The sequence below is a fragment of the Cyanobium sp. BA20m-14 genome (assembly GCF_024346295.1).
Genome location: NZ_JAGQCR010000007.1, coordinates 1 through 22,123, shown reverse-complemented (window position 1 = coordinate 22,123; position 22,123 = coordinate 1). Strand labels below are relative to the sequence as shown.

General features: G+C 65.0%; 28 protein-coding genes, 1 tRNA gene and 1 pseudogene. 20 read left to right on the top strand and 10 right to left on the bottom strand.

The features are described 5' to 3' along the window. Nucleotide 1: 1 nt before the first annotated feature. The gene (gene cobI, locus KBZ07_RS01560) at nt 2-778 is read left to right on the top strand and encodes a precorrin-2 C(20)-methyltransferase (protein WP_254929960.1); all 777 of its coding nucleotides are present in this window, start codon (nt 2-4) and stop codon (nt 776-778) included. Here cobI and dusB read toward each other — a convergent pair. After that, on the bottom strand, nt 751-1,761 hold the full coding sequence (dusB, locus tag KBZ07_RS01555) for a tRNA dihydrouridine synthase DusB (protein WP_254929959.1): 1,011 nt from the start codon (nt 1,759-1,761) through the stop codon (nt 751-753). The genes cobI and dusB overlap by 28 nt on opposite strands. Nucleotides 1,762-1,789: 28 nt before the next feature. Here dusB and KBZ07_RS01550 point away from each other — a divergent pair, with 28 nt between their 5' ends. The 7 genes from KBZ07_RS01550 (at nt 1,790) to proC (ending at nt 7,050) form a co-directional block, all read left to right on the top strand. Beyond that, nucleotides 1,790-2,269, top strand: a complete 480-nt coding sequence (locus KBZ07_RS01550; RefSeq protein ID WP_254929958.1) for a DUF1823 family protein — start codon at nt 1,790-1,792, stop codon at nt 2,267-2,269. 59 nt (nt 2,270-2,328) lie between these two features. After that, nucleotides 2,329-3,693: a ribosome biogenesis GTPase Der gene (der, locus tag KBZ07_RS01545; RefSeq protein ID WP_106502008.1), complete on the top strand. Its 1,365-nt coding sequence runs from the start codon at nt 2,329-2,331 to the stop codon at nt 3,691-3,693. Between the two features lie 13 nt (nt 3,694-3,706). Next, complete coding sequence (locus tag KBZ07_RS01540) at nt 3,707-4,645, top strand: CbiQ family ECF transporter T component (protein WP_254929957.1); 939 nt, start codon at nt 3,707-3,709, stop codon at nt 4,643-4,645. A gap of 51 nt (nt 4,646-4,696) precedes the next feature. After that, nucleotides 4,697-4,963, top strand: a complete 267-nt coding sequence (locus KBZ07_RS01535; protein ID WP_254929973.1) for a PipX family protein — start codon at nt 4,697-4,699, stop codon at nt 4,961-4,963. A gap of 4 nt (nt 4,964-4,967) precedes the next feature. Continuing rightward, nucleotides 4,968-5,606: a YggS family pyridoxal phosphate-dependent enzyme gene (locus tag KBZ07_RS01530; RefSeq protein ID WP_254929956.1), complete on the top strand. Its 639-nt coding sequence runs from the start codon at nt 4,968-4,970 to the stop codon at nt 5,604-5,606. 93 nt (nt 5,607-5,699) lie between these two features. After that, entirely contained in the window at nt 5,700-6,251 is a 552-nt protein-coding gene (locus tag KBZ07_RS01525; protein ID WP_254929955.1) for a cell division protein SepF, read from the top strand. Further along, nucleotides 6,235-7,050, top strand: coding sequence for a pyrroline-5-carboxylate reductase (gene proC / locus KBZ07_RS01520; protein WP_254929954.1), 816 nt, complete (start codon nt 6,235-6,237; stop codon nt 7,048-7,050). The genes KBZ07_RS01525 and proC overlap by 17 nt, the downstream gene beginning before the upstream one ends. A gap of 13 nt (nt 7,051-7,063) precedes the next feature. Here proC and KBZ07_RS01515 read toward each other — a convergent pair whose 3' ends face one another. Then, on the bottom strand, nt 7,064-8,146 hold the full coding sequence (locus tag KBZ07_RS01515) for a hypothetical protein (protein WP_254929953.1): 1,083 nt from the start codon (nt 8,144-8,146) through the stop codon (nt 7,064-7,066). 6 nt (nt 8,147-8,152) lie between these two features. On the opposite strand from KBZ07_RS01515, the gene KBZ07_RS01510 reads away from it, so the two are divergent. Then, nucleotides 8,153-8,350: a hypothetical protein gene (locus KBZ07_RS01510; protein WP_254929952.1), complete on the top strand. Its 198-nt coding sequence runs from the start codon at nt 8,153-8,155 to the stop codon at nt 8,348-8,350. Between the two features lie 207 nt (nt 8,351-8,557). Here KBZ07_RS01510 and plsY read toward each other — a convergent pair whose 3' ends face one another. From plsY to KBZ07_RS16240, 6 genes and pseudogenes are all read right to left on the bottom strand, one after another. Further along, nucleotides 8,558-9,223, bottom strand: a complete 666-nt coding sequence (plsY, locus tag KBZ07_RS01505) for a glycerol-3-phosphate 1-O-acyltransferase PlsY (protein WP_254929951.1) — start codon at nt 9,221-9,223, stop codon at nt 8,558-8,560. 29 nt (nt 9,224-9,252) lie between these two features. Beyond that, complete coding sequence (locus KBZ07_RS01500) at nt 9,253-10,167, bottom strand: DUF3086 domain-containing protein (RefSeq protein ID WP_254929950.1); 915 nt, start codon at nt 10,165-10,167, stop codon at nt 9,253-9,255. Continuing rightward, nucleotides 10,160-10,594, bottom strand: a complete 435-nt coding sequence (locus KBZ07_RS01495) for a DUF3119 family protein (RefSeq protein ID WP_254929949.1) — start codon at nt 10,592-10,594, stop codon at nt 10,160-10,162. Before KBZ07_RS01495 ends, KBZ07_RS01500 begins: the two co-directional genes overlap by 8 nt. Beyond that, on the bottom strand, nt 10,594-11,340 hold the full coding sequence (locus KBZ07_RS01490) for an ABC transporter permease (protein WP_254929972.1): 747 nt from the start codon (nt 11,338-11,340) through the stop codon (nt 10,594-10,596). Before KBZ07_RS01490 ends, KBZ07_RS01495 begins: the two co-directional genes overlap by 1 nt. 14 nt (nt 11,341-11,354) lie before the next feature. After that, nucleotides 11,355-12,341 (bottom strand): MFS transporter, encoded by a 987-nt coding sequence (locus KBZ07_RS01485; RefSeq protein WP_315860130.1) that lies wholly within the window; start codon nt 12,339-12,341, stop codon nt 11,355-11,357. Between the two features lie 112 nt (nt 12,342-12,453). Beyond that, a pseudogene (locus KBZ07_RS16240) lies at nt 12,454-12,633 on the bottom strand (MFS transporter); the annotation flags it as partial. Nucleotides 12,634-12,817: 184 nt separating this feature from the next. On the opposite strand from KBZ07_RS16240, the gene KBZ07_RS01480 reads away from it, so the two are divergent. Next, nucleotides 12,818-12,888 (top strand) — tRNA-Gly (locus tag KBZ07_RS01480). A gap of 2 nt (nt 12,889-12,890) precedes the next feature. On the opposite strand, the gene KBZ07_RS01475 is transcribed toward KBZ07_RS01480, so the two are convergent. Next, a complete protein-coding gene (locus KBZ07_RS01475) occupies nt 12,891-14,957 on the bottom strand; it encodes a glycogen-debranching protein (protein WP_254929971.1) in 2,067 nt (688 codons plus the stop codon). A gap of 202 nt (nt 14,958-15,159) precedes the next feature. On the opposite strand from KBZ07_RS01475, the gene KBZ07_RS01470 reads away from it, so the two are divergent. The 6 genes from KBZ07_RS01470 to KBZ07_RS01445 all read left to right on the top strand — a co-directional run bounded on the left by KBZ07_RS01470 (nt 15,160) and on the right by KBZ07_RS01445 (nt 18,416). After that, nucleotides 15,160-15,831 (top strand): MBL fold metallo-hydrolase, encoded by a 672-nt coding sequence (locus KBZ07_RS01470; protein ID WP_254929948.1) that lies wholly within the window; start codon nt 15,160-15,162, stop codon nt 15,829-15,831. Nucleotides 15,832-16,023: 192 nt separating this feature from the next. Further along, nucleotides 16,024-16,299, top strand: a complete 276-nt coding sequence (locus tag KBZ07_RS01465) for an HU family DNA-binding protein (protein WP_006911342.1) — start codon at nt 16,024-16,026, stop codon at nt 16,297-16,299. 90 nt (nt 16,300-16,389) lie between these two features. Next, nucleotides 16,390-17,358, top strand: coding sequence for a tRNA glutamyl-Q(34) synthetase GluQRS (gluQRS, locus tag KBZ07_RS01460; protein WP_396123862.1), 969 nt, complete (start codon nt 16,390-16,392; stop codon nt 17,356-17,358). A 77-nt stretch (nt 17,359-17,435) separates the two neighbouring features. Continuing rightward, a complete protein-coding gene (locus KBZ07_RS01455) occupies nt 17,436-17,669 on the top strand; it encodes a hypothetical protein (RefSeq protein WP_254929947.1) in 234 nt (77 codons plus the stop codon). 158 nt (nt 17,670-17,827) lie between these two features. Then, nucleotides 17,828-18,094, top strand: a complete 267-nt coding sequence (locus KBZ07_RS01450) for a hypothetical protein (protein ID WP_241518144.1) — start codon at nt 17,828-17,830, stop codon at nt 18,092-18,094. Then, nucleotides 18,078-18,416 carry an NAD(P)H-dependent oxidoreductase subunit E gene (locus KBZ07_RS01445; protein WP_254929946.1) on the top strand — a complete coding sequence of 113 codons (339 nt, stop codon included), beginning with the start codon at nt 18,078-18,080 and terminating at the stop codon, nt 18,414-18,416. Before KBZ07_RS01450 ends, KBZ07_RS01445 begins: the two co-directional genes overlap by 17 nt. 271 nt (nt 18,417-18,687) lie before the next feature. Here the strand turns inward: KBZ07_RS01445 and KBZ07_RS01440 are convergent, their stop codons facing one another. After that, entirely contained in the window at nt 18,688-19,008 is a 321-nt protein-coding gene (locus tag KBZ07_RS01440; protein WP_254929945.1) for a hypothetical protein, read from the bottom strand. Between the two features lie 309 nt (nt 19,009-19,317). Here KBZ07_RS01440 and KBZ07_RS01435 point away from each other — a divergent pair, with 309 nt between their 5' ends. From KBZ07_RS01435 to KBZ07_RS01420, 4 genes are all read left to right on the top strand, one after another. Further along, the gene (locus KBZ07_RS01435; RefSeq protein ID WP_254929944.1) at nt 19,318-20,061 is read left to right on the top strand and encodes a carbonic anhydrase; all 744 of its coding nucleotides are present in this window, start codon (nt 19,318-19,320) and stop codon (nt 20,059-20,061) included. Nucleotides 20,062-20,343: 282 nt separating this feature from the next. Next, nucleotides 20,344-20,532 carry a hypothetical protein gene (locus KBZ07_RS01430; RefSeq protein ID WP_254929943.1) on the top strand — a complete coding sequence of 63 codons (189 nt, stop codon included), beginning with the start codon at nt 20,344-20,346 and terminating at the stop codon, nt 20,530-20,532. 207 nt (nt 20,533-20,739) lie between these two features. Then, nucleotides 20,740-20,967: a hydrogenase maturation nickel metallochaperone HypA gene (locus KBZ07_RS01425; protein WP_254929942.1), complete on the top strand. Its 228-nt coding sequence runs from the start codon at nt 20,740-20,742 to the stop codon at nt 20,965-20,967. Between the two features lie 242 nt (nt 20,968-21,209). After that, nucleotides 21,210-22,022 carry an SDR family NAD(P)-dependent oxidoreductase gene (locus tag KBZ07_RS01420; RefSeq protein WP_254929941.1) on the top strand — a complete coding sequence of 271 codons (813 nt, stop codon included), beginning with the start codon at nt 21,210-21,212 and terminating at the stop codon, nt 22,020-22,022. The last annotated feature ends 101 nt before the right edge of the window (nt 22,023-22,123 follow it).

Sequence of the window (22,123 nt, the reverse complement as noted above, 5' to 3'; positions counted from 1 at the left end):
GTTGTCGGCAGAATTTTCGGGAGCACTGGCGCCGGTGGCAGGCCTCACCCTGGTAGGGGTTGGCCCAGGTGATCCTCAACTGCTCACCGTGGCGGCGGTGCGGGCAATTAGGGCTGCGGCGGTGGTCGCCTACCCGGTGGCCCGGCTCGAGGCTGAGGGAATGGCGGCCCAGATCGCCGCCCCCTGGATGGGCCCCGAGCAACGGCGCCTACCGCTGCTGTTTCCGATGGTGAGCGAGGCGGAGCCGCGCCGCCAGGCCTGGCATGCCGCCGCCGCTGCCCTGGCCGCAGAAGTGGCTGCTGGCCAGGCCGTGGTGTTGCTGTGCGAAGGGGACGCCTCCCTTTATGCCAGCGCCTCCTACGCCCTGTTGGCCCTGGCGGAGCGCCATCCCAGCTGTCCGGTGGCGGTGATCCCCGGCATCACGGCGGTAGCTGCCGCCGCCGCCGCTGCCTCCTCCCAGGGGTTGCCCTGGCCGCTGGCCCTGCAGCAGGACGCCCTGCTGATTCGCCCCACCCCCGACGATCCCGCCCAGCTCGAGGCGCTGCTGGCTGAGGCGGCGGCATCGGCCACGGTGCTGGCCCTGCTCAAGCTCGGCCACCGCTGGGCCTGGGTGCGGCCCCTGCTGGCGCAGCGCAACCTTCTGGCAGGGGCCTTGTTTGCCCAGCGGGTGGGCTGGCCCGACCAGCTACTGGCGCCCGCGGCCGAGGTGCCCGCCGATGAACAGCCCTACTTTTCTCTACTGCTTATTCGTCAGAGCTGGCCAGAGGTGCTGCCCTGAACAGCGGCCTCCGCTCGCTGCAGCAGCTCCAGGGCTGCGCCGGGGGTGGGCGCCCGCATCAGGGCATGGCGCAGTTGGGGGGCGCCGGTGAAGCCCTGGCAGGTCCAGCCCATGTGCTTGCGGGCAATCAGCAGGCCTTGGTCGCCCTTGGCCGCCACCAGGGCCTGCAGCTGCTCCGCCGCCAGGGCGAGGCGCTCGAGGGCGCCGGGGGTGGCTGGGATGGGCCTGCCGCTGAGCTCCGCATCGATCTGGCCCACTAGCCAGGGGGAGCCCATGCTGCCCCGGCCCACCATCACCCCGTCGGCGCCTGTCTGGGCCAGGCAGCGCCTGGCAGCGGCCGGACTATCCACATCACCATTGGCGATCACCGGGATCGTCAGCGCCGCCTTCACCGCAGCGATGGCGGCCCAGTCGGCCTGACCCTTGAAGCCCTGTTCGCGGCTGCGGCCGTGCAGGGTGAGCAGCTGGGCACCGGCATTTTCGAGCCGCTGGCACCAGCTCACCGCATCGCTGCCATCGCACCAGCCCAGCCGCGTTTTCACCGTCACCGGGAGAGCTACGGCCGCGGCCACGCTTGCCACCAGGCGGGCCGCCAGCTCGGGATCGCGGATCAGGCCGCTGCCGCCGCCCTTTTTGGCGATCTTCTTCACCGGGCAGCCCATATTGATGTCGATCAGAAAGGCACCTGCGGCCTCAGCCCGCTTGGCCGCCTCGACCATGGCGGCGGGCCGGTAATCAAACAGCTGCACACCGATCGGGCCGGCCTCGCTGCCCAGCTCCTCCACCTTCTGCAGCCCGAAGCCCAGCTCCAGGCTGGTGGCGTTCACCATCTCGGTGAACAGCAGGGCATCGGGGGCCCAGCGCCGCACCAGAGCCCGGAAGATGCGATCGCTCACCCCCGCCAGCGGCGACTGCAGCACCCGGCAGCGCAGGGCGCGGGGTGTGCCGTTGCCAGAGAGCTGCAGGGGGAAAGCGGTGATCATGGTGATCCGATTGTGATGCTTCAGGCCGATGGCTTCCGCTCAGGCCGCCCCCGCTGCCGTGCCCTACCCCTTAAACCGAGAGTTGCTGGAGGCGGTGCTCGCCGACCGCACCAGCGATCGCTTCGTGTGTGAGCTGATCTGGCCGCGCCTGGGATACGAGCTGAATGGCTCCGGCACCTGGAGCGCCGGCCCGGCCACCAGCGCTGCCTGGCGGGAGTCCTTCCCGATCGAACCCCAGTTCATCGCTGAGCGGCCCGCCTCGGTGGCCCTCACCCGCTCGATCGCCAAGGTGCACAAGCAACTGCTCAAGCAGCAGTTGGGTTTTGCGGGCTACACGATCGGCGAGCTCTACCCGCGCCGCACCCGCCGCGCTACCGCCGTGAACTGGTTGCTGGCCTATCTGGCCGAGCGAGATAAAGCCCTGCCGGAGAGCGGGCCACTGCCGCTGCTGTTGGTGGCGCCGGCCGATCCGGTGCTGGGGCATCCAGGTGACCTGCCCATTAGCTAATTGCTGGGGTTTAGGTCTCTCTGTAGGGTCAATACAGGACAGACGTAGGAATACCTCCCTTGGCCTTACCGGTCGTTGCAATTATCGGACGCCCCAACGTGGGCAAATCCACCCTGGTGAACCGGCTCTGCCGCAGCCGCGAAGCGATCGTGCACGACACGCCCGGCGTGACTCGGGATCGCACCTATCAAGAGGGTTACTGGGCTGATCGCACCTTCCGGGTGGTCGACACCGGCGGCTTGGTGTTTGACGACGACAGCGAGTTTCTGCCGGAGATTCGCGAGCAGGCAAACCTGGCCCTGGCCGAGGCGGCCGTGGCCCTGGTTGTTGTTGATGGTCAGCAGGGATGCACCGCCGCCGACCAGTCGATTGCCGAGTGGCTGCGGGGCCAGGGGGTTCCCACCATGCTCGCAGTGAATAAGTGCGAGTCGCCCGATGCGGGCCTGGCCATGGCGGCCGAGTTTTGGGGCCTGGGCCTGGGCGAGCCCTTCCCGATTTCGGCGATTCACGGTGCCGGCACCGGCGACCTGCTCGACAAGGTGGTGAGCTATCTGCCCCCTACCGAAGAAGACGAGGGCGAAGAGCCGATTCAGCTGGCGATCATCGGCAGGCCCAACGTGGGTAAATCCAGCCTGCTCAATGCGGTGTGCGGTGAAAACCGGGCGATCGTCAGCCCGATTCGTGGCACCACCCGCGACACGATCGACACCACGATCGAGCGGGAGGGCAAAACCTGGAAGCTGCTCGATACGGCCGGCATCCGTCGCCGCCGTTCGGTGAGCTACGGCCCCGAATACTTCGGCATCAGTCGCAGCTTCAAGGCGATCGAGCGCTCCGATGTGTGCGTACTAGTAATTGACGCCCTCGATGGCGTCACCGAGCAAGACCAGCGCCTGGCTGGCCGCATCGAAGAGGACGGCCGAGCCTGCGTGGTGGTGGTGAATAAGTGGGATGCCATTGAAAAAGACAGCCACACCATGCCGGCGATGGAGAAGGAGCTCCGCGCAAAGCTCTATTTCCTCGACTGGGCGCCGATGCTGTTCACCTCTGCCCTCAGCGGCCAGCGGGTGCAGGCGATCTTCCCCCTGGCCCTGCTGGCGGTGGAGCAGCACCGCCGCCGTGTCACCACTTCGGTGGTGAACGAGGTGCTCACCGAGGCGCTCAGCTGGCGCACACCGCCCACCAGCCGTGGTGGCCGCCAGGGCCGCCTTTACTACGGCACCCAGGTGGCGGTGCGGCCCCCCAGCTTCACGTTGTTTGTCAATGAGCCGAGGCTGTTCGGTGAAACCTATCGCCGCTATGTGGAGCGTCAGATCCGCGAGGGCCTGGGCTTTGAGGGCACGCCGATCAAGTTGTTCTGGCGGGGCAAGCAGCAGCGCGATGCCGAGAAGGAGCTGGCCCGCAGCCAGACTCGTGGGCGCTAGGGCCTGCGCTTAGGTGGATTTTTTACGCCAGATCCCCATCGGCCAATTTGCCGCCCCGGATCCGGCGGAGGCGGCCACAGGCGGCAGCTGGTTGCGCCGGCTTGATCCGCGCCTGAAGCTGGCCTGGAGCCTGATTTTTCTAGTAACGCCGATCCTGGCAGGACCGCTCTGGCGTCTCAGTCTGGTGGGCTTATTGCTGCTGATCACCGCCGCTAGCGGGCTCAGCTGGCGGCTATGGCGCCGCAGCCTGCCGCTGCTACTGGCCCTTGCCCTATTGGTGGGTGCCCTGGCGGCCCTGCTGCCGGCGGGCACGGCGGCATCCGCAGCCCTGCAGCGGCCGCCGGCGGAGTTGCGGCTCCAGCCCGCCCCCCCCGGCAGCCCGCCGCCAGAGCGCTCGGGCACCCCCTGGGTGCTGCTGCGCGCTGGCCCCCTGGTGGTGACCCGCCGTTCAGCTGAGCTGGGCCTCAACGGCGCCACGCTGCTATTCACCCTGGTGCACAGCGCCAACCTGCTGCTGCTCAGCACCTCCCCCGAACAGTTGGTGTGGGCGATCAGCTGGCTGCTGGCGCCCTTGGCCCGGCTGGGTCTGCCGGTGGAGCGGCTTGGCTTCACCCTGCTGCTTTCCCTGCGCTTCCTGCCCCTGGTGCAGGAGGAGCTGCAAAACCTGTTGCGATCTATTGCAACCCGGGCGGTGAATTTCAAGCGGCTGGGCTGGAAGGGGGGCTTGGCCTTGGTGCTGGCCCTGGGAGAGCGGCTGCTGGCCAACGTGTTGCTGCGCGCCGAGCAGGGAGCTGAGGCGCTGCTGGCCCGCGGCGGGGTCTGGCTGCCGCCCAACCAGCTGCTGCGACCAGCGGTTGCGGGGCGGGGCCTGGGCCTGGGCCTGCTCAACGCCACGGCGGCGGGGTTGTTGCTGCTGATGCTCCTGCTGCGTTGGAAAGTCGGTGACCTTTAATGGCCAAGTTCGATTGCATCGGTGAGCAGCGCATTGACGAGCAGCGCATTTGTGAGTCCGGAGCGCTACCTAAACCATCCCACCTTCGGGATGCTCTATCGGGTGGCGGCGGTGTCCGAAGGCCGGGATCTGTTCGCCACCCTCTACGCCCAGCGCATTTTTTTCGTCGTCACCCTGCAGCCCCGTGGCGCCACCTTTGAGGTGGTGCCGCTGATGGATGCTCGCCACTTTGCTGAGCAAAATCTGGCGCGCTCCCGCCGCGACGGTCCCGAGGCCCACGCCCATTGGCGTCAGTTGTTTGACCAGACCTTCATCTGAATCCTTGGCCGGGCGACTGGCCGCCCTCCAGGCCGAGCTGCCGCCAGGCTGTCGCCTGCTGGCGGTGAGCAAGGGTCAGCCCGCTGATCGGATCCGTGAAGCGGTGGCCGCCGGCCAGCGCAGCTTTGGTGAAAGTCGCCTGCAGGAGGCGGTGCTCAAGCAGGCCGAGCTGGCCGATCTGGCGCCCCTCGACTGGCATTTCATCGGCCGGCTGCAGGCCAATAAGGCCCGGGGTGTGGTGCGCCACTTCGGCACGATCCACTCCCTCGACAGCCTTGATCTGGCTAGACGCCTTGCCCGCATCGCCGCCGAGGAGCAGCGCCAGCCAGCGGTCTTTTTTCAGGTGAAATTTCGCCCCGATCCCGCCAAGACCGGCTTTGAGCCCGCTGAGCTCTGCCAACACTGGCCTGAGTTGGGTGGCCTGGCGCCCCTGCGGCCCCTGGGCCTGATGACCCTGGCCCCCCTGGGCCTGGACGAGGCCGAGCGTCGGGCCCTGTTTGGCGAGTGCGACGCCCTGGCGACGCAGCTGGGCCTGCCGGAGCGTTCGATGGGCATGAGTGGCGATTGGCCCGAGGCTGCCGCAGCTGGCAGCACCTGGTTGCGCATTGGTAGCGGCCTGTTTGGGCCGCGCCAAATTCAATAGTTTCCCCACAAGGTGCCAATCTCCGCTTGAAAGCCTTGCCGCGATTGGTGTGGGACGCTATTCAGGTGGAAAGAAACTTGCGAGGTTTGGTTCGTGTCGTTGTTTTCCCGCCTGCGTGCCGTTGTCTCAGGAGACGACTATCTCGATGGCGACTACGACGATGAGCTCGATTACGACGGCGGCGAGCAGCCTGAGCCGAGCTACACCAGTCGCTCCAGCGCCCTAGCCCTGAGCTCCGATTTCGGTGCTGACGATCCTTTTGCCGGCACCAACGTGATCGGCATGCCCGGCCTTTCCACGGCCTCTGCCGAGGTGACCCTGATGGAGCCGCGCAGCTTCGATGAAATGCCCCGCGCCATCCAGGCCTTGCGCGACCGCAAGACCGTGATCCTCAACCTCACGATGATGGAGCCGGATCAGGCCCAGCGCGCCGTGGATTTTGTGGCAGGCGGCACCTTTGCTATCGACGGCCACCAGGAGCGGGTGGGTGAAAGCATTTTTCTGTTTGCGCCTAGCTGCGTCACGGTGACCACCGCCGCCAGCGACGAAGCCTCTTCGCCCACGATCGTGAACCGTGAGATCAGCGAGCCCCAGCAGGACGCGGCCCCCAGCCCGGCCTGGGGCCGGCATGACGCCGTCATTTAGGCCGGCTGTGACGCCAACCTTCGGCGTAGTGGGCCTGGGCCGTATGGCCCAGGCTTTGCTGTTTCCCCTGCTGGAAGCAGGCCTGGTGCAGCGCGAGGGTGTGCGAGCCGTTGTTGCCAGCGAAGCCTCCGCCACCGGCCTGGCCCAAACCCACGGTTTGACTGTGGCTACTGATGCAGCTGCAGCCTGGTCTGCGCCGGTGGTTTTGCTGGCGGTTAAGCCCCAGCAGCTCGAGGCCGTAGCACCGGCGGCGGCGGCTGGTTCGGGCGGGCTGCTGATCTCCGTGCTCGCCGGTGTCACCCTGGCGCGGCTGCAGCGTTTGTTTCCTGGCTGGCAGTGCGTGCGCGCCGTACCGAATACCCCGGCCCTGGTGCGGGCGGGGCTCACGGGCCTGGCCTTTGGCGTCGACGTGCCCCCAGACAAACGCCGCTGGGTGCAGCAGCTCTTCGCCCAGGTGGGAGAGGTGCACGAGCTGCCTGAAGCCCAGCTCGATGCCTTTCTGGCCCTCACTTCATCTGGGCCCGCCTTTGTGGCGGTGGTGTCGGAGGCGATGGCCGATGGTGCCGTGGCGGCCGGCCTGCCGCGGGCCCTGGCCCACCGCCTGGCCCACCGCACCCTGGCGGGCACCGCCGCTCTGCTACACGAGCAGGATCTGCATCCCGGTCAGCTCAAGGACATGGTGAGCAGTCCCGGCGGAACCACCATCGCTGGCCTGCGGCGCCTTGAGGCTGGTGGTGTGCGTTCGGCTCTGCTGGAGGCGGTGCTGGCGGCCGCCGAACGGAGCCGACAGCTGGCCTGAGCCCCATGCGGGACTAAGTTCCACCGCTTGTTCTCGGCCGTTGCACCAGTCCCAGCAGTTCGTGTAGGAGCTCCCTGGAGGGCACCGGCAGGCGACCATCGCCGCTCTCCTTCATCAGCTTGGCGAAGGCCTGTTCCAACTCTGGGTCGCCTTGGGGGCCGGCGGTCTTGAGTAGGTGGTGGAGCAGGGTCCTGAGTCGCTGCCGGTCCTCCAGCTTGAAGGGATTGCGCAGCAAATCCTCGAGGGTCTGCTGCAGGGCAGTCCAGGTTGGAAGCTCTGCCGCGGTGGGATCGATGTTGGTCTTAGCTGGTCCGTCAGCCGGTGCGCTGGCTTGCTGAGCTGCGGCGAGCAGGCCAGCGGTGGGCTGGGAGGTGGAGCCCTGGCTTAGCTGGACGAGGGCCCCGTGAAGTGCTTCGACGCCGGGCGCTAGGGCGAGCAGCTGTTGGATCACCACCGCCAGCTCCGTGCCGGGGGATCCGGGGCCTGGGGGCTGAATGGTCGGCCCCAGAGATGATGAGACCGCATTGGGCGATGCGGTGGTTGGAGCAGTGACGGCGTTGACAGCTGCTGATCGCCCTGCGAGATCTGCTACATCTGTGCTCGGTTGGGCTGGCGCTCCTGGCTGGGTTGGGGCAGCCGTCGGTTCCGTGGAAGCTCCCGCCAGGCGGCCGGGCGCTTCATGGTCCCCCTTTCGTGTAGGCTGGGCGTTGGCGTCGCTGTCGGTGGTGCAGTTGGTGGCGGCTGCGGATGTAGTGGCGGTCTTCAGCAGAAGTAGTCCCCCGCCTGTCAGCAGAAGAAGCAGGGCTATCAGGCCAGAGGACTGGCTGGTGCTCAGGTCGGCGTTGACACTGGCCAGGGTCATTTGTTGGCTGTTGTGCTCTTCTTCCTGGACTCGCTTCAGGGCCTCCGCCACTGTCCACTGGGCTTGTAGGCGGCCTTGGGCCAGGCGTTGCATGGCCTGAAAGGCGGGCAGGCTGATTCGCTCCTGGGGGGTTAGGGGCCAACCCGTGTTCAGCAAGGGTGCCTGGGTTTTGAGCAGAGCGTGATGGCCCCGGTCCCATTGCTGGAGGGCCTGCTGCAGTTGGGCATACGACAAGGGCTGATGGGCGACGCCGGCGGGTTTTTCCGTCGTGTCGGCTCGCAGCAGGTCGCGGAGGGACTGATCGCGGGCACGCTGCCCCTGGACCATCTGGGAAATCAGACCCCTTCGGACTTTCTCATTGGCCAGAGGGTTGCCCAGGAGGCGCTCTGCAAGGGCAAGGTGGTTCTGCTGAGCCTGGAGTTGGTCGAGGGCTTCTGATCTCGCTCGCTCGCGGGCAAGCTGGGCTTGGCTGTTGAGGGCCCTGTGGCCAGTCCACAGGCTGGTGGCCTGGGTCAAGAGGCTCGCAAGCAGCAGAACCAATGCCAGGGAGCGCGGGGTCACCCTGGCTTGTGAAACGTTGGCTGAGGAGAGGGTCGACAGGGAGGAAGCCAGGGGCGGATTGGGTTGTTTGGGGCAGGGTATTGGTCAGGATTCCGGCTTTGCATGGCCCAGGCGCGGTTCGGTGCCCGCGCGAAGGCGTTGGATGTTGCTGCGATGCCGCATTACCACCACAAGAGTAGTGAGCACGGCAAGGGCTAGATAAGCAAGCCGCATGCCATGGGCCCCCACCATCAGAAGTGGCAGGCTGATTGCCGCCACCACGCTGGCGAGAGACACCAGCCGGGTGGAACTCAACACGGTGAGGAAGATGCCAAAACAGGCCATGCCCACCGCCGGTACCAGGCCTAGCAATACCCCCAGCCCGGTGGCCACGGCCTTGCCCCCCTTCCAGTTGAGCCAGATGGGCCAAATGTGGCCGGCCAGGGCCGCTAAGCCCGCCGCGACCACACCTGTGTCAGTCACACTCGTGCCGGTGCCCAATAGCGGTGCTCCAGGGGGCTGCAGCAGCGCCTTGGCCAGCAGCACGGCGGCGGCTCCTTTGAGCACATCCACCAGGAACACCGCTAGGGCCGGCCCCTTGCCGACCACCCGCAGCACGTTGGTGGCACCGGTGGAGCCGGAACCTTCGAGGCGGATGTCGAGGCCAGCCAGCCAGCGCCCTGCCAGGTAACCGCTGGGGATTGAGCCGAGCAGGTAGCCGGCGATCAGCATGGCAAGGGTGAGCAGGATCACGGCTGTTGGCAGGGTCACGGCTGCAGGCAGGGTCACGGTGGTTGGGCTTAATAGGTTTCGTCGGCCATAAGTTCGCCGGGGCCGGCCGCGAAAACCAGCCAGAGCGGAAACTGCAGGATCGGGATCTCGATCACCGGCTCGCCCGCATCCACCACGATGAAGGGCAGCTCGCCCCGCTCTTCGAGGCGGTCGGCCCGCTCCACCAGGGCATCGGCCCGCTCAAACAGCACGATGCCGCTGCTGGGTCCGAAATCCTCGCGGGAAAGGCCCAGGCAGTCCTGCAGGCCGCGGCGCCATTCCCCCAGGCGCTCCGGTTGGCTGGCCAGCACCAGGGTTTGGAAGCGTTCGCCATAGAGCTCGCCGAGGATGGCGATGGCGGCGGCGGCCACCAGGGCATTGCGGCTGCGGCTACCGCAGCTGGGCTGGGCACCCCGGCCGCCCTGGCCCAGGAACCAGTCGTCGAGCAGGGCGGCTCCGCTGGCATCCAGGGTGCGGCGCAGCTGCCAGGGATCGGCGTAGAAGTCGGGCTGGCCGCCAAAGCCGGCCAGACGCTCGCGAATCAGGACTTCGTCAGGGCCGAACAGCCCTGCGGCCGCTACAGCCGCTAAGGGTTGGCTGGCTTCTGCTGTGCTGCTGATCTGGTCGAGGGGGGAGGGCTGCACCAGCACCTGCTGGGGCACCAGCTCCACCTGCTCGGCGGCCACGGCGAGGTCCTGCAGGGCTCCCACCAGGTAGTCCTGGAAGCCCTTGAGCCGCCTGGCCACCCCATCAGCCTGGCCAGCAAAGCTCGCTTCGATCTCCTTTTGGATCTGGCCGCGGCGAGCTTCCAGCTGGCGGATCTCCTCAAGCAGGGCTGTGCGCTGCTGCTGCAGCTCCGTAAGGGCCAGCTCCTGCCAGGGGGCTGGTGAAGGGATCTCAGGGGTGTCAGGGGTAGGGGAAGCCTGGCTGGGGTCGTCAGACATCGCTTGGGGAATCGGGAGGTGCTGCGGGGGGGAGCTGGCTCAGGTGCTGCTCCAGTTGCTGGCGCAGGCTGGTTGCATCAAAGAGCACTGGCAGGAAGTGGATGCTGGCCTGTTCACGGAAATAAAACAGCACTGGCAGCCCCGGCCAAAAGATTGTCCAGCTCAGCCACTCCTGGTATGGGAAGCGGCGCAGCAGGGTCTGCTGACGCCATACCAGCAGGGCATCGCCGCCAAACTCCAGCCGCAGCAGGCGGGTTTGCAGCAGCAGAAACAAACCGAACACCGCTACGACCAGGCTGAGCCAGATGGCCCCAGCCCACAGTGGTGATAGGGCCAGGGCTGCCAGTCCCAGGCCAATCACGCCAAGGGATACGCCGTAGGCGGGGTCGAGCACCACGCCGCTAGTTCCGGGAGCAGGGGAGGTCATCAGGTGAACAGCAGCGAGGTGAGCAGGGCGTCCATCAGGGCGACTGTGACCAGAATCATGACCACGGCACCGGTGGTGCTGGTGCCCACCTCCTTGGGCCCCCCCCGGGTGGTGAGTCCCCAGCCGCAGGCGATCACGGCGATCTGCAGCCCGAATACCAGAGCTTTGAGCAGCATCGAGGGCAGGTCGTCGGGCTCCATCCAGGTGCGCACCGAGTTCCAGAACACCGCCGGGGGGATGTTGTAGAGCAGCGTGCTGCTCACCTGGCCCGACCAGATCCCCACCCAGAAGAAGAGCAGGCATTGCACCGGCGCCATGATCACCATGGCTATTACCCGGGGCACCACCAAGTACTCCACGGGATCGGTGCGCAGCATCGTGATCGCGTCGATCTGCTCGGTCACCTTCATGGTGCCGATCTGGGCCGCATAGGCCGTGGCCACCTTGCCGGTGAGCAGGGTGGCGGTGAGCAGGGGCGCGATCTCCCGTGACAGCCCCAGGGCCAATAGACCGCCCACCGTGGCGCTGGCGCCCTGTTTGGAGAGTTCCGCTGCCACCTGGATGTTGAACACGGTGCCCGCAGCCAAGGCCGTGATCAGCACGATCAGGAAGCTGCCGGGGCCGGCTTCCATCAGCTCTTGCATCAGATCGTTGAAGCCGATGCGCCCCTTGGCGATGGCGCTCACCGCCTGCCCGCCAACCAGAAGGCTGGCTCCCAGGCGCCGCAGCCAGCGCGGTGTTGTCAGCCAGGCGGGGCGCTTCATGGCTGGCGGTGCAGGCCTTTCTCCGGCCAGCGTCGCATCACCAGCAGGCCAGCGGCGATCAGCACGGCCGGAATCAGGCCCATGCATAGGCGGATGGTCGTGAGGGCAGTAGTCGGCTGGGCCAGTTCCAGGGAGGCCTGGTAGCCGCTGAGGCTCAGCCCATTACCAAGGGCAAACACGGCCACACCGATGCCCAGTTTCTGAGTCACCACCATCCAGGCGGTGTACAGCCCGGCTGGTTTGTCGGGGTCGGCATCGATCGCGTCGGGCAACAGGGCCCAGGGGATCAGGTAGGCGGTGGAGGCTCCCAGGCCCGTAACCATGATCGTGAGCACCAGTAGGCCCAGGGAGATGCCATTGCTGAAGCTGCCCAGGGGAGCAGTGCTGCCATCGAGGGGCACCAGCAGGCTTGCCCCCAGGCAGCCGGCAATCCATAGCCCGGTGCCCCAGCGCAGGGCGCAGACACGGCCGTGGCGCCCTGCCACCCGGCTCCATAGCTGCAGCCCCGCCAGGGCACTGAGCTGGAAGGGAATCAGGATCCAAGTGCTCCAGCTCTCCGGCAGTTGCATAACCACGGCCAGGAAAATCAGCGACACCGGCTGCATCAGCTGCAGGGCACACCAGAGCAGCAGGTAAAGCCCCAGCACTTTGAGAAAGCGAGGGTTGGCTGAGATGCGCTGTAGTTGGCGCCGGATCGGTTCCGGGTGGCCCGTAGGGCGCTGGCAGTTGCGGGCGAAGGGGGCTAGTCCCCAGCAGCACAGCAGGGTGAACACCGTGAGGGTTAGTCCGGACACCCAGCCCATACGTAGGTAGCCCTCCGCGCCCTGGCCCACCAGCAGGGCCCCCAGCACCAAGCCGGCCAATCCAGCCAGGATCGATCCGGTGAAGCGGCTGGCATTCAGCTGGGTGCGCAGCTGGGTGGAGCTGGTGAGCTCGGCGGCTAGGGCCGAGTAGGGCAGGTTGACGCAGGTGTACAGCGCCATAGCCACCAGCTGGATCACCACCAAAATTGCGAACGTCTGCCAGTCCCCCCCCCGGAGGCACCCACCACATCGCTACCAGCGCCAGGCCTAGGGGAATGGCGCTGCCAGCCATCCAGGGCAGCCGCGGGCCCCAGGGGTGCTTGGTGTGGTCGCTGAGCCAGCCCACTAGGGGGTCGTTGATGCCATCCCACACCTTCAGCACCATCAGCACCAGGCCCGCCATCCAGGCCGGCAGCCCGGCCACACCGGTGTAAAAAACAAATAGGTAGAAGCCCAGCTGGGTGGCAGCCATGCCGGTGCCGATGTCGCCGAGCCCATAGCTCCACAGCAGGCGACGCCGGGCTGCCTGCCCCAAGCTCTGTTCTTCAGCTGTAATCATCGGGGCCGCTTAGGACTTGGGGTGGGCAGGCCATAATGTCTGAGCTGGATTACTTCGGTAACAGCAACAGGCATGTGACTCGTACGCATGTACTGCCGCGGGCGTAGTTTAGTGGTAAAACCTCAGCCTTCCAAGCTGATGATGCGGGTTCGATTCCCGCCGCCCGCTCTTTAAAGCTTTCGGCCTTCCAGCAGGGGGGCAGCCACCAGCAGCATCAGGCTGCGGCTTTGCAGGGGTGCGCCGGTGGGCAGCCAGGCCTCAGGCTCGGAAGGCAGGTCTTCGCCGGGGGGTAGGGCCGTGTCAATCACCCGCAGCCAGCCCTGGCGGCAGCTGGGCAGCTCAAAGTGCATCGCTTTGCTGTAGGCGTTCATGCCGCACCAAACCAAGGGCCCCTGGTGACTGTCATTGAGGCTCCAGGCCAGGGTGTGGGACCAGCTCGCCCAGTCCGGGCTGGCTAATTCGACACCGTGCCATTGGCGCCAGAGGTGGCCCCGATCGCCGCTGCGCCTTATGGGTTTGTCATCAAGGGGTAGCTCGGGGTTGAACAGCCCGGCCAGATGGGCCCGTAAATGCAGCAGGCGTTGCAGAAACAGGCGCAGGGCCAGGTCGCCCGTATCGGGTTGCCAGTGCATCCAGCCGAGGGGGTTGTCCTGGCACCAGGTGTTGTTGTTGCCGCCCTGGCTGCGGCGCACCTCATCACCCATCAACAGCATCGGCACTCCCGGTGCGAGCAGCAGGCTTGTGAGCAGATTGCGCAGCTGGCGCTCGCGCAGGGCCGTGATGGCTGGATCGGAGCTGGGACCCTCTACACCGTGGTTCCAGGTGTTGTTGTGATTATCGCCGTCTCGGTTGTCCTCACCGTTGGCCAGGTTGTGCTTGCCGTTGAAGCTCACCAGATCGGCCATGGTGAAGCCGTCGTGGGCGGTCAAGAAGGTGATGCATTGACCCGGATGCACCGGTGTGTTGGCGAAAAGGTCTGGGCTGCCGCTCAGGCGCTGGGCCATGGTCCAGCAGGTTTTTTCATCACCCTTCCAAAAGCGACGCAGGTCGTCTCGGAAGCGGCCATTCCAGGTGGCCACCCGGCGGGCTGGGAAGTCGGCGAGGCGATAGAGGCCACCGCAATCCCAGGGTTCGCTGATCAGTTTCAGGTCGCCGAGATCTGGATCGGCTTCCATCTCCTCAAATAGGGGCGGCGCGTCTAGGGGGGCCAGGTTGTCGCCGCGGCTGAGGGCGATGCCCAGGTCGAAGCGGAAGCCATCAATTCCCAGCTCCGTGGCCCAGCAGCGCAGCGATTCCAGGATCAGCCGCCGCACCAGCGGCCGATTGGCCGCAATGGTGTTGCCGCAGCCGCTCACATCTTGGTAATCGCCTTTGGCGCTCTGCTGGTAGTAGAGGCGGTCGCTGAAGCCGCGCCAGCTGAGGGTGGGCCCATCCTGATTGCCCTCAGTGGTGTGGTTGTAGACCACATCCAGCAGTACTTCGATGCCGGCCCGGTGGCAGGCGGTCACCAGTTGACGCACCTGGTCGCGGCCGCTGAGCGGGTCATCGCCCACCAGATAGTCGGGATGGGGCGCCATCCAGCTCAAGGGGCTGTAGCCCCAATAGTTGTGGCGTCCGGCCGGGGCGTCGTTGGGATCGAAGGCCATCACCGGCAGCAGCTCGATGGTGGTGATGCCCAGATCCTTCAGGTAGGGAATGGTGGGAATCAGCCCAAGCAAGCTGCCGTGCAGCTGCGCTGGCACAGGACAACCCGGTCCCTGGGTGAAGCCACCCACGTGCAGTTCATATATGACGCTCTTCTGCCAGCTGTGGCGCGGCCGGGGGGCGTGGCTGAAATCAAAGCGGTCGCGCTCAGTTACCACTCCCTTGAGGCAGTGGCCAGTGTTGGGTGCCGCCCCAACGGCGCCGCCACGCTCATAGCTCTGCCAGCCGGCGATCGCTCGGGCGCAAGGGTCGAGCAGCACCTTGGACGGATTAAAGCCATGGCCGCCCGGCTGCAGCGGCCCAAATGCCCGGTAGCCGTAACAGCTGCCCAGGCCCAGACCCTCCACCTCCACATGCCAGTGATCAGCAGAGCGGTGCCGCTGGTCCAGTTCCACCACCCGCGCTGGCTCGCTCGCCTCACCGTCGGCGAACAGCAGCAGCTCGATCCGGGTGGCCAGAGGGGCCACCACCGAAAAGTTGACACCCCGGCTGGTGAGGCTTGCCCCCAGCGGCCAGGGATGGCCGATGTGAATCCCTTGGTGGTGATTCGGGGGTGGAGCTAGCTCAGGACTGTTGAATTGGACCGTCAAGGGGCCGAGCTTGCTGCGGTGACGCTAAGCGCGAATATTGGCCGGGGCAGCAGGCAGTCGCCTGAGGTGCCCGTCTCCGGACGGATCGCGCTCCACTCCTTGCCCTGTTTTTGCCCGCTCCCGCTGCATAAACAAGTTGACCCAGTTGACCCAACCCCCCGAATCCGGCCGGCCGCCCCAGCAGGTGCGCCCTGGTCTGTGGCTGTTCTCCCCCAGCCGCGATAGCCAGGGGGGAAGCAGCTGGCTGCTGGAGGCCGCTGCTTATGGAGGTGGCGGAGATCTGCTGGTGGATTGTCCGGGATTCACTGAGGCAAATTTGGCCATGTTGCGCCAGCGCACTGAGCTGGTGGGGCCAGGCAGGCTTGTGCTCACTAGCCGCGAGGGCCACGGCCGCTGCCGGCGCTGGCAGGAGGCCCTGGGTTGGTCTGTGCTGGTGCAGGAGCAGGAGGCCTACCTGCTGCCGGGTGTGCAGGGGTGCACCAGCTTTGGCGAGCAGCTGACCCTGGCGCCTGGGGTCCAACTGCTCTGGACCCCAGGGCCCACGCCGGGCTCCTGCGTGCTGCTGGTGCGTGCTGGAGCAGTCGATGGCCTGTTTTGTGGGCGATTGCTGTTGCCAACCGGACCAGCGGCTTTGGCGCCCTTGCGCACGGCGCGCACCTTCCATTGGCCCCGCCAGCTGGCCAGTTTGGAGCGGCTGCGCAGCTGGTTGCCGGCCGGCTCTCCCGACTGGATCGCCAGTGGTGGTGGGCTTGGTGCCCTGCGCGGCGACAAACTCGTCAATGGGGGTGCGGAGCTGCTGTCTGGGCTCGTCTTTTGAGCCATTTGGAGCCTCCTTGGACCCCCCATGTGGGGAAATTGTCACGAAAACCGTTGCGCCGGAGCACTTCTGTGTTGCAGCAGCGGCCAGAGCCCCATACCATTGGCGCGCTCATCTCAGGGCCGGTCGGGGTTTTCCGACTCGCCACCTTTCGTCGCAACACGACCGCCACCCCCGAGGCTTCCTATTCCCATGAACAAAGCTGATCTCGTCAACCTCGTTGCCGCCCGCACCGAGCTCACCAAGACCGACGTCTCCCAAGTCGTCGACGCCGCCATCGAAACCATCATCGACTCGGTCGTAGAAGGGAAGAAGGTGTCAATCCTGGGCTTCGGCTCCTTTGAGCCCCGTGAGCGCTCTGCCCGCCAGGGTCTGAACCCCAAGACCGGCGAGAAGATCAAGATCCCCGCCAAGCGGGTGCCTGCCTTCACCGCCGGCAAGATGTTCAAAGACCGCGTCCAGGGCTGATCTGGTTGCAAGTAATTCCTGCCACGGCGGCCCCTAGGGGCCGCTTTTTTTGTGCCCAGGGCAAAGTGGGCCCCTCACTGATGCTTCCCCCTGCTGGCTGCTGCGCCGCTGCCATCCCACCTGCAGGCCCTGGTTGAGGCCGGTCTGGCCCAGCGCCAGCTGGGGTATCGCGGCCGTTTCGCCCCATCCCCCACCGGCGCTCTGCACCGCGGCAACCTGCGCACGGCCCTGCTGAGTTGGTTGCACGCCCGGCTGCGGGGGGGCGCCTGGTTGCTGCGCCTCGACGACCTCGACACGCCCCGCAATCGGGCCGGTGCTGAGACTTCCATCCTGACCGATCTGGCCTGGCTGGGCCTCAATTGGGACGGCCCGGTGCTGCGTCAGAGCGAGCGGCGTGGGTTCTACGCCACGGCCTTGTCAGCCCTGTGGCGCCATGGCTTGCTCTATCACTGCCGCTGCAGTCGCCGCCTGCTCGCCGATATCTCTGCGCCCCACGGTGCTGGTGCTGTGTATCCGGGCACCTGCCGGGCAGCCAGTGGCGGCTGGGGGCCGGTGCAGGGGCGACTGCCCAGCTGGCGCTTGCGGCTGGAGCCCGGGAGCCTGCATTGGCTGGAGAGCTATGGCGCTCCTGGGGAGCTCGATGGGCCAGCTGCTGTTGGTGATGTGGTGTTGCGCCGGGCTGATGGTTACCTCGCGTACCACCTGGCCACAGCGGTGGATGAGCTGGTTTTGGGAATTAGCGATGTGGTGCGCGGTGACGATCTCTGGGGAGCCACGGGGGCCCAGGTGGCAGTGATGGCGGCCCTGGGCGCGCCCCCGCCCCGCTACGGCCATGTGCCGCTCTGGTGCGATGGCAGCGGGCGGAGGCTCAGCAAGCGAGAGGGCGCCGAGGGGCTAGCGGGCTACCACCAGCTCGGCATGGACGCAGCGGCAGTGGTGGGCCAGCTAGCTGCCAGTGCGGCTTTGGTGCCAGCTGGCAGCCGCCTTTCAGCCGCTGAATTACTGCAGCAACTCAGCTCAGAGCGGCTGGACCAAGTGCTCCGGGGCGCCCAGGCTTAAGGAAGGTTTCGGGATCAAGTGGGGAAAAGCAGATCACACTGGTGGATAGCTCTAAGTCCTCGAATGGGGACATTTCGATGACCTATTCCGATGGGCCCCTGCAGCGGGCAAGCCACGCAAATTCCTGCCGCTGTCAGCAATGCGGAGGCAGCGGCATGCTGCGGCTGGACGATCAGCGCTACCGCACCTGCCTTGATTGCTTAGGGCAGGGCAAGGTGCTTCAGGCAATTGGTGCTACCACCGTCGCCGCCATTCTCAAAGGACAGGCTGGGCTTCAGGTCAGCCTGTCTGCTTCTTCTTCCGCCAAATGAAGAAGGCTGCGGTAGCCACTACCACGGCTAGGGGCGCCGCAGTTAACAGCAGCAAAATCACGGCAGTCCAGTCCGTGTACATCGCTCAGAGGCCAAACCGGATCCATCATCCCAGTAAGCCGTTCTGGTTGACGATCCCCATGGCACGGATATTTCCCATGGCTCTGATATTTCGATCAGCCCTTGCAGTGGGGGTCATCAGCACTGGTTTGCTCGTGGGGCAGCCAGGCCGGGCTGGGGTGGAGTTTGACAACTGCCAGCCCACCGCCGATGGCGGCATCAGCTGCGACACCCGTCCCACCGGCAATACCCAGATGGATGACGAGGCGGCCCGCTATGGACTCTTTAACGACGCCAGCCCCGGCTGGAGCGAGTTTGATCCCGATCAGGGCTTTGAGGACGACCTTGGTGGCAACGACACCTGATCGCCCCGGCTGCCATGCCCTGGATGCATCGCTGATCGAACGCCTGCATGCTGTGCAGCAGCGGCATGACTACCTGCCGCGAGCTGAGCTGCATCAGCTGGCGGTTGCCATGCAGCGACCCCTTAGCGATGTGATGGGGGTGGCCAGTTTTTATCACCTGTTTCGGCTTGTTCCTCCGCCATTGCACCGTTGTGTGGTGTGTCGTGGTACCTCCTGCTTTGTGCGGGGGGCGGAGCGGCTGGAGGTGGGCCTGCGGCAAAGCTTGGTGGCCCAGCACGGGGTGGAGCGAGGCACCGCTGGCCGAGGGCGCCGAAATTCCTGAGTCCCTACTCAACCGGCTGCAGGCCGAATCCGCTGCTTTGACCCCTGCCTCTCCTGCTCCACCCACGCGGCGGGCCAGACGCCGCTGCGTATTGAGCTGGTGGTCTCCACCGGCCGGCCAGATGGATCCATTGAGGCGCTTGGCGCGTTGCCTGCGAACGTGCGAGCGGCTGGTTATATCCCTTACGGGTTCCTGCTAATCAAGGTGGCCCTGATGATCGCCAACGGCGGCTATCGGGGCGTGCAGGCCGCCTTGAGCTTCGGGGTGCCCCTTAGTGACGGCCGGTGCCGGCGAGGACAAGCCGGAGGTATGTGCTCGTCTCCGACGCACCGGAGATTCCTTGGATCTCGGCACGGCTCACCCCCAGCCCACCGCTATTCGTGCTGCGGTGCAGGAGGTGCTCACCGACCCGTCCTATCGGGCCGCAGCCCAGGCGCTGGCGGCGCAAATGGTCGCTGCTGGAGGGGCTGCGGAAGCTGCTCGCAGGATTAACTAGGTCCTGGCTAAGCAACGCCTTGCTGCGGATCAGGTCATCGCCGCCAACAATTAGGAGCTCGCCTCCCCCCTCTTTTGGTTTGCCATGGAGCAGCACCTCCTGCAGCCTGCCTGCTCCTCCTCCAGGCCCATGCTTTTGAGCACGGCAACACTCTGTCGGTTGAGATCCAGGCAGCCCTGCCTCGTGCCCAGGCGCTCATGCAGGGCTGGCTGAGGCGCCATGCATGAGCTGAGCCCCATACCTGCGCTCTTTGGAGTGGAAGTGGCTCCTTAATTTGTTTTCTTCAATACGGAAAGATGGCCTGGTGGGCTCAGCTTCCTAAATTTTTTCCTGCTTTATTTGCGCTTTTAGTGTTGTCTGAGGGGTGTTGATTAACGTGCCAGCAGCTGGCCAGGTCTTATGGGGATGAACCGGCGCGATCTCCTGGCGGGCACGGCGTTCAGTGTGGCAACGGCAGCCTGGTCCATGATCGGGGCCCAGCGTGCCTGGGCCTCCGATCCGATCGATGCCCAGTTGCTGGCCAGCCTTCAGGTGTGCACCCCAAAGGATGCTTTGGATCGCCTGATGAGCGGCAATGGGCGCTTCGCCAAGGCTTGGGCAGCGGCCAGTGACATCGCCACACCGGTCGAGCGCATGCAGGTGCTCAACAGGATCTGGCAAAACGAATGTCAGATTGATCCTGCGGCGCTTGCCCAGGGGCAGAAGCCGTTTGCGGCCACATTGTCTTGTGCGGATTCCCGGGTAGATCCCAGCTGGTTGTTTGCCTGTGGTTCCGGTGAGCTCTTCGAAGTGCGATCTGCAGGAAACACAGCTTTTGATGAGGCCATTGCTTCCTTGGAATATGCCGTGTCCGTTCTCGGTACTCCATTGATACTGGTTATGGGTCACAGTGGCTGTGGCGCGGTTAAGGCGGCCATGGACACGGCACCGCTGACGCCCTTGCTCGAGCAGCTAGTGGCACCGATCAAGGCAAGTCTTCAAAGTGGTGATGATCTGAGCAAAGCTGTTCAGGCCAACGCTCGCCATTCAGCAACCGAGCTCACCAGACGCAGCGATGTGCTGAAATTCGCAGAAGCAGAAGGGAAGCTGGCTATACATAGTTCCTATTGTGATATTGGCACTGGAGTTGTGAGCTTGCTGCCTAGTTAATTCCAGGGGTCTGGTTAAATTCCATTAATAGCTATTGCAAAGATCAGCTCCCTCCTCGCCTGTCAAAAACATTATGATCTATTGGACTGCAATCACTTATTCCTGGTAGGCCCCCGAAAGCGGTGTAATTATTTGCTCGATTGAGAAGGAGGTTGGCTTTGGCATGGGTCTGGTGACTGGGCCCTGTTGCGATATTAAGCATCGCAGATATCGCCAATGCGGCTATTAATACAAAAGCAAAGGGGCTTGTAAAAATTGTAGATTTTGCCTGCTACAAGGCTAATGGTTCTTTATTCCATTATCGCGGCTAATGCTGATGCCTCGGCTCTCGATGGTTCAGGTCATCGGCCCAATCCTGTGGCTATCCATGCCACTCAAGACCTTGAGATGATCTTGATCATCCCTGAAGCGGCTAAGGAGTTGGTGGATCGCCGCCCCAGTATTGCCAGGGAGCTGGGCCTCAAGATATAAGCGCGGACACGTATGGTTGATGAATTGAGGCAGACTTTCACGCTGGAGTTTTGGTAGTCAAGCTGCGCCCCCGTGCCCCCGTGCCCCCGTGCCCCCGTGCGCCCGTGCGCCCGCGCCCACGCAGGCCCTGACCCTGCTGCGCCATGCATGAACTCAGTCTGATGGAGGCTGTGCGCGATCAGCCTGCGCATCGGCAGCCTGGCCGGGGTGGAACCGGAGGCGTTGCGCTTCGCGCACACGGTGGTGATGGCCGGCACGATCGCCTCTGGCGCCGAGCTGCGCATTGAGGTTGTGATCGCCAGCTTTTTTTGTGAGTCCTGTCAGCAGGGCTTCGATAGCGAACAGGGCGATTGCCTTTGTTTCCGCTGCGATAGCTTCAGCCGCCGGCTTCTGCAAGGCCGCGAGCTGGAGCTGTCCTCGCTGGAGCTCAGCTGAAGGCGGCGTTGGCATGGTCCGACATAGGTGCGCCCTTGGGAACCTGCGGATGCACCAAGCTGGGCATCAAATAACGAGCTGCTGCGTCGTCGAGTAGAATGGCAACAGCTTTAAGCGTGTCGACAAAATGCTTTAAGCGGGACGACAGCGTCTAGTAAGAATCCCAATTTGAAGTGCGATTAGTTTAGGAAAGGTTTTTTCCATCGGGATCTTCGTTTTGTGATTTCAATTCAGAGCTTGTAATGCCAGCCCCAACCGTTCTTGTAACCGGAGCCTCCAGCGGAATTGGTGCGGAGACAGCCCGCCTTTTGCTAGAGCGCGGCTGGCGTGTGTTTGCCGCTGCTCGGCGGCTGGAAGCAATGGAGCCCTTGGCAGCCTTGGGTGCCGAGGTGATGGCGTTGGATCTCAGCGATGAGCACTCACGCCGCGAGCTCGCTGAGCAGCTCACCGCCAAGGTGGGTGCGCTCGATGCGCTGGTCAATAACGCCGGCTTCGGTGAAGTGGGTCCGCTCGAGACATTGCCCCTGGATCGAGCCCGGGCGATTTTCGAAGTCAACGTCTTTGGGCTGATGGGGCTCACCCAGCAGTTGTTACCTGCCATGCGCGAGCGAGGTCGTGGTCGCATCGTCAATATCTCCTCTATTGCCGGTCGCTGGGTTTCACCCGGATCGGGGTGGTATGGGGCCAGCAAGTTTGCGCTGGAGGCCCTGAGTGATGCCTTGCGACTCGAGCTCAAGGCCTTTGGCGTCAACGTGGTGGTGGTTGAGCCGGGCGTGATAGCTACCGACTTTGCCAATGTGGCTGCCCCCTCGATCGAGGGGGCTTTGTCTTGCAGCACCTACGGCAACATGATGCGTGCCGTTCGCAAGAGCTGGGATGCGGTCTACCGGGGTGCCTCCCAGCCGCTAGAGGTGGCACTAACAATCGAGCGAGCCCTCACCGACCCCAGCCCATCAGCTCGTTACCTCTGCGGTCACCAGTCGGCCTCAGTGATCGCCAGCCGGATCCTGCCAACGCGACTGTGGGACAGCCTGATTCGCATTCAGATGACCTGATCACCGTCTGCACTCGTGGTGCTCTGAACCTTGCAGGCACGGAGCCCCATGACCCTCATTCCGGAAGGGTTCCGCGTGGTGCCTAGCCTGGAACTGGCCTC

Coding starts and splice junctions, on each gene's coding strand:
- dusB (WP_254929959.1), bottom strand. CDS start 1,761: ATGATCACCGCTTTCCCCCTGCAGCTCTCTGGCAACGGCACACCCCGC.
- KBZ07_RS01550 (WP_254929958.1), top strand. CDS start 1,790: ATGGCTTCCGCTCAGGCCGCCCCCGCTGCCGTGCCCTACCCCTTAAAC.
- proC (WP_254929954.1), top strand. CDS start 6,235: ATGACGCCGTCATTTAGGCCGGCTGTGACGCCAACCTTCGGCGTAGTG.
- KBZ07_RS01510 (WP_254929952.1), top strand. CDS start 8,153: ATGGGCGACGCCGGCGGGTTTTTCCGTCGTGTCGGCTCGCAGCAGGTC.
- KBZ07_RS01500 (WP_254929950.1), bottom strand. CDS start 10,167: ATGTCTGACGACCCCAGCCAGGCTTCCCCTACCCCTGACACCCCTGAG.
- KBZ07_RS01495 (WP_254929949.1), bottom strand. CDS start 10,594: ATGACCTCCCCTGCTCCCGGAACTAGCGGCGTGGTGCTCGACCCCGCC.
- KBZ07_RS01485 (WP_315860130.1), bottom strand. CDS start 12,341: ATGGCGCTGTACACCTGCGTCAACCTGCCCTACTCGGCCCTAGCCGCC.
- KBZ07_RS01465 (WP_006911342.1), top strand. CDS start 16,024: ATGAACAAAGCTGATCTCGTCAACCTCGTTGCCGCCCGCACCGAGCTC.
- KBZ07_RS01455 (WP_254929947.1), top strand. CDS start 17,436: ATGACCTATTCCGATGGGCCCCTGCAGCGGGCAAGCCACGCAAATTCC.
- KBZ07_RS01450 (WP_241518144.1), top strand. CDS start 17,828: ATGGCTCTGATATTTCGATCAGCCCTTGCAGTGGGGGTCATCAGCACT.
- KBZ07_RS01435 (WP_254929944.1), top strand. CDS start 19,318: ATGAACCGGCGCGATCTCCTGGCGGGCACGGCGTTCAGTGTGGCAACG.
- KBZ07_RS01430 (WP_254929943.1), top strand. CDS start 20,344: ATGGTTCTTTATTCCATTATCGCGGCTAATGCTGATGCCTCGGCTCTC.
- KBZ07_RS01420 (WP_254929941.1), top strand. CDS start 21,210: ATGCCAGCCCCAACCGTTCTTGTAACCGGAGCCTCCAGCGGAATTGGT.